The organism is Pectobacterium cacticida (genome assembly GCF_036885195.1).
Taxonomy (GTDB): Bacteria; Pseudomonadota; Gammaproteobacteria; order Enterobacterales; family Enterobacteriaceae; genus Pectobacterium; species Pectobacterium cacticida.
Genome location: NZ_CP133656.1, coordinates 3,740,439 through 3,753,070, shown reverse-complemented (window position 1 = coordinate 3,753,070; position 12,632 = coordinate 3,740,439). Strand labels below are relative to the sequence as shown.

General features: G+C 51.5%; 11 protein-coding genes. 6 read left to right on the top strand and 5 right to left on the bottom strand.

All coding sequences use genetic code 11. The features are described from left to right. The first annotated feature begins 20 nt into the window (after window positions 1-20). The 5 genes from carD to RFN81_RS17055 are packed head-to-tail and all read left to right on the top strand — an operon-like array spanning window position 21 to window position 3,363. Window positions 21-1,151 carry a carbapenem biosynthesis protein CarD gene (carD, locus tag RFN81_RS17075; RefSeq protein WP_264496946.1) on the top strand — a complete coding sequence of 377 codons (1,131 nt, stop codon included), beginning with the start codon at window positions 21-23 and terminating at the stop codon, window positions 1,149-1,151. Further along, window positions 1,151-1,429, top strand: a complete 279-nt coding sequence (locus tag RFN81_RS17070) for a 2Fe-2S iron-sulfur cluster-binding protein (protein WP_264496945.1) — start codon at window positions 1,151-1,153, stop codon at window positions 1,427-1,429. The genes carD and RFN81_RS17070 overlap by 1 nt, the downstream gene beginning before the upstream one ends. Next, on the top strand, window positions 1,423-2,289 hold the full coding sequence (locus RFN81_RS17065) for a formylglycine-generating enzyme family protein (protein ID WP_264496944.1): 867 nt from the start codon (window positions 1,423-1,425) through the stop codon (window positions 2,287-2,289). The genes RFN81_RS17070 and RFN81_RS17065 overlap by 7 nt, the downstream gene beginning before the upstream one ends. Then, entirely contained in the window at window positions 2,279-2,812 is a 534-nt protein-coding gene (locus RFN81_RS17060) for a carbapenem self-resistance protein CarG family protein (RefSeq protein ID WP_264496943.1), read from the top strand. Before RFN81_RS17065 ends, RFN81_RS17060 begins: the two co-directional genes overlap by 11 nt. Beyond that, window positions 2,809-3,363 (top strand): carbapenem biosynthesis protein CpmH, encoded by a 555-nt coding sequence (locus RFN81_RS17055; protein WP_264496942.1) that lies wholly within the window; start codon window positions 2,809-2,811, stop codon window positions 3,361-3,363. Before RFN81_RS17060 ends, RFN81_RS17055 begins: the two co-directional genes overlap by 4 nt. A 156-nt stretch (window positions 3,364-3,519) precedes the next feature. On the opposite strand, the gene kduI is transcribed toward RFN81_RS17055, so the two are convergent. The 4 genes from kduI to RFN81_RS17035 all read right to left on the bottom strand — a co-directional run bounded on the left by kduI (window position 3,520) and on the right by RFN81_RS17035 (window position 9,002). Then, window positions 3,520-4,356 carry a 5-dehydro-4-deoxy-D-glucuronate isomerase gene (gene kduI, locus RFN81_RS17050; protein ID WP_264496941.1) on the bottom strand — a complete coding sequence of 279 codons (837 nt, stop codon included), beginning with the start codon at window positions 4,354-4,356 and terminating at the stop codon, window positions 3,520-3,522. Window positions 4,357-4,368: 12 nt separating this feature from the next. Further along, window positions 4,369-5,325, bottom strand: coding sequence for a 2-keto-3-deoxygluconate transporter (gene kdgT / locus RFN81_RS17045; RefSeq protein ID WP_264496940.1), 957 nt, complete (start codon window positions 5,323-5,325; stop codon window positions 4,369-4,371). Between the two features lie 328 nt (window positions 5,326-5,653). After that, entirely contained in the window at window positions 5,654-6,445 is a 792-nt protein-coding gene (locus RFN81_RS17040; RefSeq protein ID WP_264496939.1) for an IclR family transcriptional regulator, read from the bottom strand. Between the two features lie 229 nt (window positions 6,446-6,674). Next, window positions 6,675-9,002, bottom strand: a complete 2,328-nt coding sequence (locus RFN81_RS17035; RefSeq protein ID WP_264496938.1) for a Tex family protein — start codon at window positions 9,000-9,002, stop codon at window positions 6,675-6,677. Between the two features lie 290 nt (window positions 9,003-9,292). Between RFN81_RS17035 and RFN81_RS17030 the strand changes: the two genes are divergently transcribed. Next, window positions 9,293-10,573 (top strand): citrate synthase, encoded by a 1,281-nt coding sequence (locus RFN81_RS17030; protein ID WP_264496937.1) that lies wholly within the window; start codon window positions 9,293-9,295, stop codon window positions 10,571-10,573. Window positions 10,574-10,744: 171 nt separating this feature from the next. On the opposite strand, the gene RFN81_RS17025 is transcribed toward RFN81_RS17030, so the two are convergent. Next, window positions 10,745-12,412, bottom strand: coding sequence for a methyl-accepting chemotaxis protein (locus tag RFN81_RS17025; protein WP_264496936.1), 1,668 nt, complete (start codon window positions 12,410-12,412; stop codon window positions 10,745-10,747). Window positions 12,413-12,632 lie beyond the last annotated feature (220 nt).

Here is a 12,632-nt window from a genome sequence, read left to right as displayed (position 1 = left end):
GATATGGATCTGGAACCATCATGCCTAACGATCTTTACGCTATTTACAATCGTTATACGTCAAGAACTCTGTTTTTTAAATATTGCGCGACAGCAACGTTAACACACAGGCTGACACGTCGGCTGTCACTTTTTACGTTGAAAAAATGTCTTACTCGGCCACAGGGACGTATTTTTTCTCTGGTTAATAGCATTTATTTTGGCGGAGAAACGCTGGAGGAGGTAAAGAGTACGGTAACTTTTCTGGCGCGCTCTGGCATTGGTTGCGTACTGGACTATGCCGTGGAAGGGGAAAATGAAGAGGTGCAGTTCGATAAGGCGGTGGAAAATACGCTGCGCCTTATCGAGATGTCGCAACAAACGGATAGCCTGCCTTTTGTTGTGATCAAACCGTCATCGCTAGGTAGTGTTGCCGTATATGCTCGGCAAAGTGAAGAATCCCTGCTGGATGAGGCATCTGCCAGCGCGTGGTCACGTATTGTTGCGCGTTTCTCACATCTGTTCGACTATGCCTGCTCCCATGGCGTGCGTGTGATGGTCGACGCGGAGCAAACCGCGATTCAGCCTGCGGTAGATCGTTTGGTTCTGGACATGATGCGTGAATTTAACCGCGATAGCGCGGTGATTACGCTGACGCTTCAATTTTATCTGAAGGATCAACTGCGTTTTCTCGACGAGTGCTATCAGCGAGCCTGTCAGGATAACTTCGTGCTTGGCGTGAAAGTGGTGCGCGGGGCTTATCTGGAAGAAGAAAAAAGAGTGAACGGGGGTGAGCGCTGTTTTGCGACCAAGGAGGAAACAGATCGTAGTTATAACGCGGCGGTGGACTATATTGCGCAGCGTCTGGATCGAATCTCTCCGTTTTTCGCCACTCACAATGAGGAAAGTCTCGCTTTGATTATGAAGATTGAGTCGTTACGGGCGGGATGCACCTGGATAGGTCAGCTTTATGGGCTGGGCGATCATATTACTTATTCGCTGCTGCAAACCGGTTTTCGCGTTTGCAAATACCTGCCTTATGGTCCGCTCGACAAGTCGTTACCCTATTTACTCCGCAGGATTGAAGAGAATGCGATTGCTTCGGCAACCTTCAAAAAGGAAAATAAACTCCTGCAGAAGGAGTTGCTGCGTCGCCTTGTGGGAGGGCGGTAATGTCAAAATTTCACTGTCATATTCGCGATACTCATATCGATTTTCCTGTGTCGGAGAACGAAAGCGTGCTCAGTTCGGCCTACGAGGCTGGTGTAGAACTGCCTTATCGCTGCGCTTCCGGCTACTGCGGCGTATGTAAAGTGCGTCTGACGTCTGGCAACGTCAATATGGATCATTCGGGTGGGATCTCACGTAAAGATATTGCTGATGGTTACATTCTGCCTTGTTGTTCCGTACCACGCTCTAACCTCGAAATTGAACCGGTATCGCCATGTTGAAGAAGACGGTAATCGTTGGGCTGTGCTGTGTTTTTCCCATCTTGACGGCCCAAGGAGCGAATATTGTCCCCGATGAGGTAGTTGTCAACGGTGGCAATTTCTATGTTGGATCGGTCTTCGGCTCGGAGAACTATGCCGCCCATGCCAATACCTCTGTGGCATCTTTTGCTATGACGAAAACGGAAATCACCTATCAGCAGTACCATGCGCAGCAAGAGTGGGCGGAAGCGCATGGCTATCAGCTCAGCGGCGGTTGCAATGGCGCCACCTTCGAGGATTGCCTGTCGCCTGAACAGGATGGCGGCCTTCATCCCGCCACGAATGTGTCGTGGTGGGATGCGGTGATTTTTGCCAATGTGCTCAGTGAACGACAGAGGCTGCAACCCTATTATCTTACGATCGATGGTAAGACGTTGAAGCGTGTGCCGGAAGAAGATAATAGTAAACTCATACGCGAGAATCCGCAGGCATCGGGTTACCGTTTGCCTACGCTAGCTGAATGGCAAATTGCCGCCAGAGGCGGAAAGAAGGGACTGACGGAGGGGACTTACGGACAGCGCTATGCGGGTAGCGAACAGCCGGAGAGTGTGGCGCATTTCCCCTCTGATTCATCCTCGTTCGGTACGGTGCCAGTGGCATCCAAGCGCCCTAACGCGCTGGGGCTTTACGACATGAGTGGTAATGTATCCGAGTGGCTGAACGAGTCTTATGCTGTGGAGGGCGGCAAAACGATGTACTACTTTTGCGGCGGAAGTTATCTCGAACGAACGCACAGTCTGGCAAGCTGCGATCTGCACACGCCCGGTTTTTTCATGCCAGATATTGGTTTTCGATTAGTAAGGACACTTGATGCGGAATAAATTTATAGGGTGGTTGGCGCTCTGTGCTATCAGCAGTACGGCCGCTGCGTTATCTCCAGTGGCGTTGAAAGACGGCATCAATCGCGTGGATCTCAATCAGGACGGCGAGAAGGATTATGTCGTCGTTGCCCAGTTTGACAACAATACGTCTCACCCTAATCTTGGGATGACTTTTTTTGTCCGACGCCCAGACGGTGGGCATAGCATCATGCCGGTAGCCAACAGCAATACATTTACCTGGTTTGACTATCGACTATCCGCCGCGGCGGATTTTCTGGTGCAGGATAATCGACTGTTCCTATCTGGAAAGCATTACTTTCTGGTGACGGCAAGGAAGCAAGGGGAAAACGTCTTTGATGCAACAAAAGTTATTTTGACGATCTATGATTTTAAAGCCTCGCGTGACGATCCCGGTGTGCCGCTCTATGAATGGTCGGAACGCAAGCGTGTGGTAACGCAAAATGCCTACCAATCGGTCGATGCGGCCTACAAGGAAGTGGATGAGGCATTGCTTGCAAAATGAAAACATCGTTATTAATCGCCTTAGGACTATTGGCTCCCTTTGGTGCGTGGGCGCAGCTCAGTGAGCAGGATTATCAGCAGCGCATACAGGAATTTTTTGATGCGGAGCCGCCTCTGTGTCTGGGGGAGAAACAGTGGCCGGTTCACAGTCCTAAAGGTGATTCGCCCTGGAACAGTGGACGTTTATATGCACTGGTGGAGGCGGGGTTGGCACAGGGGGCGCCTAAAGGTGCTGGCACGGTATACCATTTATCGCCTGCCGGTGAGAAGAATTGGCGTCAATATGGCGACTTGTGTTACGGCCGCATGCAGGTGAGTCGCATTGAGAAAATCGATCGGGTAAATCAGGAATTGACGGTGGTGTATTTCACTTATCATCTGACACCGTTGGAAAAGTGGGCTCACAATCGTTCATTACGTTTTGCCTTCAGTGAGTTGGATAATCTCGTCGGTGGGATGGAAACCACGCGCTATTCCGCCACGATTCGCGAGACGTTAGGCGGGGCTGCTAAATTGCAGGATTACCCTATACCGGTAGATTTGGATTATTAACTCGGACCATATGAGTTCATTAGGGCGAGGCTATTTCGCCCTTTTTGCCGACGGTATTGGCGCTTTGCTCGCGGGTTTTTGACCTGAAATGATATCAAGAAGCAGGGTGAAGCAGATTCACCCTGTTGTGTTTACCGATCGTGATTAAGGTCTGGGTTAACGTAAATCCAGCATGGCGATATGGTCCATATCATCGAATGTCAGGTTCTCGCCAATCATGCCCCAAATAAAGGCATAGTTTTTGGTGCCAACCCCCGTATGAATCGACCAGCTTGGCGAGATGACTGCCTGCTCATTATGCAGCACCAGATGGCGCGTTTCGTGCGGTTCGCCCATCATATGGAAAATAATGGTGTCTTCCGCCATGTCGAAATAGAAGTAAACCTCCATTCTGCGTTCATGCGTATGTGTCGGCATGGAATTCCAGTTACTGCCTTCCGCCAGACGCGTTAACCCCATGCTTAATTGGCAGGTATCCACTACTTCAGGCACCAGGTATTTGCAAATGGTGCGTTTGTTGCAGGTCTTGCTATCTCCCAATGGCGCCTTGATCGCCTCATTCTGCGTGATAAGACGTGTTGGGTAAGTGGCATGCGCAGGGGCGCTGTTATAATACAATTTTGCGGGTTTCGTGCTGTCGAGGCTGCTAAATGTCAAGGCTCTGGCGCCTTTGCCGACGTAGAGCGCTTCCTCGTGGCCTACCTCATAGCGTGTTCCGTCGATAACGATGTTTGCCGGGCCGCCGATGTTGATCAGCCCCAGTTCACGCCGTTCAAGAAAGTAGTTCACGCCAAATTGCTTACCGATGTCGTCATCAAAGGTTATCTCGCCATCTATGGGCATGATCCCACCGACTACAATACGGTCGATGTGGCTATAAGTCATGGTATAGCGGTTTGGCGTAAATATTGTCTCAATGAGAAATTTCTTTCTCAGTTCGGTAGTATCCAGCGTTTTCGCATGTTCACTGTGCACACTTTGTCGTACGTCCATTTTGTTACCTTCTTATGCGTTGTTAGGTGAAAAGCGTTTTGCCCATAATGCCGTGATAATGGGCACCAGTATTGACGTCACGATGACACTTGTGGCGACCAACGCCGTCGCTTGTTGAGCGACGGGCGCGAACTCCGGGGCCATATTGGCGATCAGGAGCGGTGTAGCGACAGCGGCACCGGCGCTGCTGGAAGCGGCCACGCCAGCGGTGCCATTACCGCCACCGATGAATTTATCCGCTAATATCAATGGGATGCCTGTGACTACAATGACAAATATTCCGAGGAAGATACCCGCGAAGCCCGTTTGCAGGATCACCGATAGATTAATGGTATTACCCAGGGCGAAGGCGAAAAAAGGAATCAGAGTTTGTACCGCACCGCCGAACAACTTTCTCAGGTCAGGATCCAGGTTGCCTAATGCGAAACCGATCAGAAAAGGCAGCACCGCACCAAGGAACAACTGAGGTTCAAAGGTGGCGATACCGCTGGCTCCCAGAATCACCATTGTCATCAATGGGCCGGATTCCAGAGACATGAGTACGAATGCTCCCGCTTCTTCTTTTGAACCGTATTGATTCATGAGGGCAGCATACAAACCGCCATTGGTCATGTCCATTGCCGCAACCAGCGCCAGAACGGAAATACCAGCCAGCAACCCGTTTTGAATACCATCACCTGGTAAGAAAGCACCCACGAGCAGCGCCACGACCCAGGCGGTGGCGATCTTGGTCACTACCAGAACGCCTGATTTTCTCAACATGGTGCCTGTGGCTTTAAATTCAATGGATGCGCCCATACAGAAAAACCAGACTGCCAGAATTGGGATGGTTCCTGTAATTAACCCGTTGCTAAACGATCCTAAAAATTTTCCTGCTCCTGGCGTAAAGGTATTACAGAACGCACCCAGAAAGAGCGGAACCAGCATTAATCCCCCAGGGATTTTATCAATAGCATGTTTGATTTTCATAAAGACCTCGCTGTAAAAATAAAAATGTCTTCCGCCCCTTCTAATGTAGGAACGTCGTGTATTGGTATTCGTGCCCAATAAAGGGAAATTTAAATTAAAGACTATTACCTGATATCGTTAATATTTAGAGGCGGTTCGACTTATCGAAATTGATAATAAATAATCTTATCCACCGCGGCGGTTATATTGTTTTTTTTTGCCACAGGCGGACTCCCCATAATGCCGGTAAGGACTTATGGTTATTTTTCTGTTATATAAGTATCGCGCTTCGCACCGATTGTTAAATGCTGTTCACCAAGTTGTGAATTATCCTTTTTTAGGGTTAACGCTATAATCCAATAGTAATATCCCGGCTATGAATATGGGCGGTAATCGCTTTACTGGTTTTCAGTAAGCTCGCTAAATGCTTTTCTTTTTTTCCATTAGCATATTGTGATTGCATACCGTTAACGCCAATGGCGGCAATGACTTCGCCATTTTTATTGAATATCGGTGCCGCCATACAGCAAATCTCCGCTATGTCTTCGCCATCATCAATGGCCCAACCCTGTTCTTTGACGATCTTCAGATGTTGCAGGAAATCTTCCTTATTGGTAATGGTTCTGGGGGTGTAATAGTCAAAGGTACAATTAGCAATCAGCGCCTCAATTCTTTCCTGTGGTAGCCAGGCTAAGAGAACTTTCCCCAGAGACATCCGATTAAAAACAATTTTCTTCCCTTCCCAGGAGGTTTTTACGATGGCTTTTGGCGACTCTACTTTACTCAGGAAAAAACCATTATCGCCATCCAGAATACCCAGATGGCAGGTTAATTCCGTTTCTTTAACCAGTTCATGCATAAAGTTAATCGTATCTTTACGCAGGTCGATATTTTTTATTGCCAGACCGCCTAATTCGAATAGCCTTAACCCCAATACATAACGGCCGTCGGCACGCTGGCGTAATAACTGTGTTACCACCAACACCTCTAAAAGATGGTGTACGCTACTTTTGGGGATGGATAAATCGGTACAAATTTCAGTGAAACTCGCTTCATCACGTTGGGCGATATAATCAATAATCATCACTAAGCGGACTGCCGCTGGTGCTTTACTGTGTTCGAGTTGTCGAAATATAGTCATAATGGTGTTCTATATATAAAACTATTGTTTCCTATATAGAACAATAATAACGTAAGGGTAATTTATTTACCTAGAGCGAGATCACAAAAAAACCATAAACCGGTTGAATATTTCAATAAAAATAAAACGTAGTTTTATTGGTGAAACAAGAATGACGATTTTGCGCGGAAAATTGTCTGGCCTTGTTTTTACAAGACCAGATATTTTTTGCATCAGGGAAAAATAATAATTACCGTTTCTTTAATGCCGCGGCTAATGCATCGCCCATCGCGCTATTGCCGACGGTAGGGGCGGGAGTTGGACGGGCGCGTGGTTTACCCGTTGGCTGACGCGGCGAGGTGGAGCTATCGCTCCGCGCATTGCCACGGCGCGTGGCGGCATCGCCTGGTTGCTCATCAAGACGCATAGTGAGCGCGATGCGTTTGCGTTGCAGATCCACGTCCATCACTTTTACTTTAACGATATCGCCCGTTTTAACGACCTTATGCGGGTCATCGACGAAGTGGTCGGCGAGCGATGAAATGTGCACTAAACCGTCCTGGTGGACGCCGATATCCACAAAGGCGCCAAAGTTGGTGACATTAGTGACCGCCCCTTCCAGAATCATGCCCGGTAACAGATCGTTTAAGGTTTCTACGCCATCGGCGAAGCTCGCGGTTTTGAATTCAGGGCGCGGATCGCGCCCCGGCTTTTCCAGCTCTTTGATGATGTCACTCACGGTTGGCACGCCGAAACGGTCATCGGTGAAATCTGCCGGTCTCAGGTTACGCAGTGCGGTTGGGTTCCCCATGAGTTCCTGCAATGCCTGCTCGGTCGCTGCCAGAATGCGTTCCACGACCGGATAGGCTTCCGGGTGAACCGTGGAGGCATCCAGCGGATTGTCGCCGTGGTTGATGCGTAAGAAACCCGCACACTGTTCAAAGGCTTTTGGCCCCAGACGGCTGACTTTCAGCAACTGCTCGCGGTTGCGAAAGCGCCCATTCTCATCACGCCATGCCACGATATTTTGCGCCATCATGCGCGTCAGCCCGGCTACGCGCGTTAACAGCGCGACGGACGCCGTATTGAGGTCAACGCCGACAGCGTTTACGCAGTCTTCGACGACAGCATCCAATTTCTTCGCCAGCAGGTTTTGGCTAACATCATGCTGATACTGGCCGACGCCGATGGATTTCGGGTCGATCTTTACCAGCTCCGCCAGGGGATCCTGCAAACGGCGGGCGATAGACACCGCACCGCGTAGCGATACATCCAGATTAGGGAACTCCTGCGCGGCTAACTCGGACGCGGAGTACACCGATGCGCCGGCCTCGCTGACGATCACTTTCTGCGCTTTAATCTCCGGGTACTGTTTCTGTGCGTCGAGGAAGAAACGCTCGGTTTCACGCGAGGCGGTGCCATTGCCAATGGCAACCAGTTCAACCTGATATTTACGGCATAAGGCCGCTACAGCCGCAGCGGCTTTCGCTGCCTGACCGGTATGCGGATAAAGCGTGTCGGTCGCGACCAATTTGCCGGTGGCATCCACCACCGCGACTTTTACGCCGGTGCGCAGACCAGGATCGAGCCCCATGGTGGTGCGCATGCCCGCTGGAGCGGCCATCAACAGGTCGTGCATATTGCGGGCGAAAACGTTAATCGCCTCGTCTTCGGCCCGTTCGCGCACGCTGCCCATTAATTCGGTTTCGAGATGCAGTAGCACTTTAATGCGCCACGTCCAACTAATGACGGTGCGCCGCCAACCGTCGGCGGCGGCATTACCCAGACGGAGATTCAGGTGGTCGATAATAATCTGTTCGCAATAGCTCTCACGCGGTGTTTCTTCGTGCTGCGGATCGGCGTTAAGCGCCAATTGCAGGACGCCTTCATTACGGCCGCGGAACATCGCCAATGCACGATGTGAAGGCACGTGTGCAATCGGTTCGTGATGGTCGAAATAGTCGCGGAACTTTGCACCTTCTTCCTCTTTTCCTTCGACGACGCGCGAAACCAGGTGCGCGTTTTTCCAGAGGTAGTTACGCACTTTGGCCAGTAGCGCGGCATCTTCGGCAAAGCGTTCCATCAGAATGTAACGCGCGCCGTCCAGCGCGGCCTTCACGTCGGTCACCCCTTTATCGGCATCAATATAAGCCTGTGCCGCCAGTTCTGGTACCTGACTTGGATCTTGCCACAGGCTGTCGGCCAGCGGCGCCAGCCCGGCTTCGATCGCGATCTGCCCGCGCGTGCGGCGTTTGGGTTTATACGGCAGGTAGAGATCTTCCAGCTCGGTTTTGCTCAGCGTGCCGTTAATGGCGGAAGCAAGCTGCGGGGTTAATTTCCCCTGTTCATCAATAGATTTCAGGATAGTCTGGCGCCTATCCTCCAGTTCACGCAGGTAGCCGAGCCGGGTTTCGAGCTGGCGCAACTGGGTATCATCCAGCCCGCCGGTGACTTCTTTGCGGTATCGGGCGATAAAGGGGACGGTATTTCCCTCATCCAGCAGGCGGATTGCCGCGTCAACCTGTTCCGTGCGCGCCTGCAATTCGCTGGCGATAATATGGCTTAATGCATCATTCATGAGTCTGATATCAATCGTCATTAGGTGAGTGGGATAAATAAGTCAGGACAGTTATACGGATTGAGCGTGCAAAATACCAGCCGATGCCGTCTGGAAAACGCGCCCGGATCGCCATAACTGGATTTAACCAAATCACGATTCCGACAGAATTTTGCAACCCATTCGCGATGCTGCGGTATGACATAAACGGGACTAGTGTCGCAATAATCTGGCGGTGAGCACATAATGGCCTTTCCAGAAGCCCCTGGGCGGGCGAGAACAACCTTATCACTCAGGCAGGAGAAAGCTTCATGACAGTCAAAACGTTCACGTTGACGGCGGAAGGACAGGCGGACATTGTGCTGAAACGACATACCGGCGTGCTGGGAAAAGCGGCGGTAGATATCCGGCCACTCGCAGAACACCGGCTCTGTAGCTATGACCCCGGTTTTGCCAATACCGCAGGGTGTGAATCGTCGATTACCTATATTGATGCGGTGAATAGCGTATTACTGCATCGCGGCTTTCCGGTCGAACAACTTGCTGAGCAGTGCGATTTTACCGAAGTTTGTTACATCCTGCTGCATGGTGACGTGCCGTCGGCGCAGGCGTATGCGTCATTCGCCGACAATATTACCCGCCATACGCTGGTTCACGAGCAAATTACCCGCATGTTCAGCGGTTTTCGTCGCGATGCGCACCCGATGGCGCTGATGTGTGCGGTGGTGGGCGCGCTTGCGGCGTTTTATCATGATGTCTTGGATATTCATAACGCGGAGCACCGTGAATTGGCCGCAGTGCGGCTATTGTCGAAGATGCCGACGCTGGCGGCAATGTGCTACAAATATTCTATCGAACAGCCGTCGGTCTACCCGCGGAATGCGTTGTCCTATACCGGTAACTTCCTGCACATGCTGTTTTCAATTCCGGCCGAGGATTATGTCGTCAATCCGGTGCTGGAGCGGGCGATGAATCGCATCTTGATCCTGCACGCCGATCATGGGCAATGCCCGTCTACGATGGCGGTCAGAGCGGCGGGGTCTTCTGGCGCAAACCCATTTGCCTGTATTGCGGCAGGGTTGGCATCGATGTGGGGGCCGCTGCACGGCGGGGCGAATGAAGCCTGCATGCGTATGCTGGAAGAGATTAAAACGGTCGATCGCGTGCCTGAGTTCGTACGGCGCGCGAAGGATCGTCGCGATTCGTTCCGCCTGTTGGGGTTTGGTAACTCGGTCTACCAGCACTTCGATCCGCGAGCGGCCATCCTGCGTAAAACCTGCCATGAAGTGCTCAATGAGCTCGGCATGGAGGATAGCCTGTTGCAGGTAGCGATGGAATTGGAACATATCGCCATGACCGACACTTATTTTCTTGAGAATAGGCTTTACCCGAGCGTCGATTTCTATACGTCCGTCATTCTCAAAGCGATGGGGCTACCGCCGTCCATGTTCACCGTGATCTCCACCGTCGGCAGGACGGTCGGCTGGATTGCGCATTGGGATGAGATTCATAAGCAGCAGGAGATCACTATCTATCGTCCGCGCCAAATTTATACCGGTCAGCCGCGCCGAGACTATATTCCGCGTCAGTAGGATCGCGCACCAGCAGCGTTATTCATCACAAGATGAGGTTTCCTAAAAATAACGTAAAGTTTCCATAAGTGCCGTATTGGTTTCTTTATTTATTCCAAATAACCGCCCTGATACTATGTGTCCTTCGATGCCACCGCGATGGCATCGAAGGGAACATCGCGCAGGGTTACACTAGAATTTTTCCCAATTATCGTGTGTATCGCCAGCTGGCGCGAGTGCTAGACGAGTAGAAGAGGCTTCCTTTGCGCTCGGCGCCGGGCGGTCTGTCGGGGTATCCGGCAGATGGAAATGGCGCATGAGCGTCACCAGATTCGATGACTGTTCGCGCAAGCTGGCTGCCGCGCTGGCGGACTCTTCCACCAGCGCTGCGTTTTGCTGCGTGACCTGATCGAGTTGGTTGACCGCATCATGGATTTGAGAAATTCCAGATTCCTGCTCCTGCGTTGTCGTGCCGATCTCGCCGATGAGATTCGCTACGCTGCTGGCCTGATGTACCAGTTCTTCAATCGTACTGCCGGTCTCCTCGACCAGCCGATTACCTGCTTCGACTTTTTCGACGCTGGTGTTGATTAGCACGGCAATTTCTTTAGCCGCAGAGGCTGAACGCTGCGCCAGTGAGCGTACTTCCCCCGCGACGACGGCGAAGCCGCGGCCTTGTTCGCCCGCGCGTGCGGCTTCGACCGCCGCATTGAGCGCCAGGATGTTGGTTTGAAAGGCAATGCCGTCAATAACGCCAATAATATCGCGAATTTTGTGCGAGCTGTCGGAGATCTCTTTCATGGTGATCACCATGTTGTTGACCGCATCGCCGCCTTTCTTCGCCGTTTCGCTTGCCTCGCTGGCTAACTGAGTCACGCTACGCACGGTATGCGCATTCTGGCGGATCGCCTGACTCATCTGTTCCATTGAGGCCGCCGTTTGTTGCAAACTGGCGGCTTGTTCTTCCGTGCGTTGGCTCAGGTTTTCGCTACCGGCGGCAATTTGGCTGGAGCCAGAGGCGATAGCTTCGCTACTCTCCCTAACCTGCCCGACAATATGGCTCAGGTTATGGCTCATGTGACGCATGGCGGCCAACAGGCTGCGCTGGTCATTCGGCTTGATGTCGATATCAACGTCCAGTTGGCCCTCGGCGACGCGCTGGGCAATGGATGTCGCGTAGGTCGGTTCACCGCCCAGTTGGTTTTTCAAGGTGCGGGTAATCAGCCAGGCGACGATGGCGGCGACTACGGCAGCGGCTAGCGCGAGAATAAGCATGATCACGCTGCCGGACTGCGCCTGATGTTGGGCGTGGCTGACAATGTCGTTAGTGTCCCGCTGCTGTGACGCCATCATGGCATCCAGTACCTTAAACAGCGCATCTTGTGCCGTCTGCATCTCGTGGAGAATAATGGCGTTCCCCTGGAGACGCTGTTGGGGATCGGTGGATTGCACCAGTGCCATGGCTTTTAAAAAAGCGGAGAGATACGGTGGACGAGTATCCTGAAACTGTTGCAGTAGTGCACGGGTACCTTCGGTATCCAACTGTTGCTCCAGCTTTTTCAGATTGGCCGTGTTACGGGCGATTTGCTCATCGACGAACTGTTTTTCCTGCCTGATTTGCTCTGCATCGGTGCTGAGTGCAATATTGCGAATTAAGCGGGCGTTGGCGTCGAAACCAGCTTTCACTTCCTGAATCAGTAACATATTGGCTAATGTTGTGCCGGAAAGCCGGTCGATGTCGTTACCCAGTCCCACCAGTTGCAGTCGCCCGAAGAAGGCCACCATCAGGCTGATGACAATAACCAGAGAAAACCCCATACCCAGCATCTTGCTGAGTTTGAATCTATTCAGCATATTCATAAATATCCTTAATTTTTTGACATGCTATGAAGGCATAACGGCGTGGGCTTGCGAGTGTAATCGATGCAAGTAATGAGAAGGTGTTATCGCTACGTTTCGTTTTTTCGGGATACATCGGACACTCCCGTATTCAAAACATGATAGATAAGAATATCTTTAATATCGGCAGCGAAGGCGTTCAGTTGATCACGTAAATTAGGGCAAGTCGAATTTCGTATGA

What these genes read in the sequence shown, in the direction of transcription:
- carD (WP_264496946.1), top strand. Translation starts at nt 21, where the DNA reads ATGCCTAACGATCTTTACGCTATTTACAATCGTTATACGTCAAGAACT.
- RFN81_RS17070 (WP_264496945.1), top strand. Translation starts at nt 1,151, where the DNA reads ATGTCAAAATTTCACTGTCATATTCGCGATACTCATATCGATTTTCCT.
- RFN81_RS17065 (WP_264496944.1), top strand. Translation starts at nt 1,423, where the DNA reads ATGTTGAAGAAGACGGTAATCGTTGGGCTGTGCTGTGTTTTTCCCATC.
- RFN81_RS17060 (WP_264496943.1), top strand. Translation starts at nt 2,279, where the DNA reads ATGCGGAATAAATTTATAGGGTGGTTGGCGCTCTGTGCTATCAGCAGT.
- RFN81_RS17055 (WP_264496942.1), top strand. Translation starts at nt 2,809, where the DNA reads ATGAAAACATCGTTATTAATCGCCTTAGGACTATTGGCTCCCTTTGGT.
- kduI (WP_264496941.1), bottom strand. Translation starts at nt 4,356, where the DNA reads ATGGACGTACGACAAAGTGTGCACAGTGAACATGCGAAAACGCTGGAT.
- kdgT (WP_264496940.1), bottom strand. Translation starts at nt 5,325, where the DNA reads ATGAAAATCAAACATGCTATTGATAAAATCCCTGGGGGATTAATGCTG.
- RFN81_RS17040 (WP_264496939.1), bottom strand. Translation starts at nt 6,445, where the DNA reads ATGACTATATTTCGACAACTCGAACACAGTAAAGCACCAGCGGCAGTC.
- RFN81_RS17035 (WP_264496938.1), bottom strand. Translation starts at nt 9,002, where the DNA reads ATGAATGATGCATTAAGCCATATTATCGCCAGCGAATTGCAGGCGCGC.
- RFN81_RS17030 (WP_264496937.1), top strand. Translation starts at nt 9,293, where the DNA reads ATGACAGTCAAAACGTTCACGTTGACGGCGGAAGGACAGGCGGACATT.
- RFN81_RS17025 (WP_264496936.1), bottom strand. Translation starts at nt 12,412, where the DNA reads ATGAATATGCTGAATAGATTCAAACTCAGCAAGATGCTGGGTATGGGG.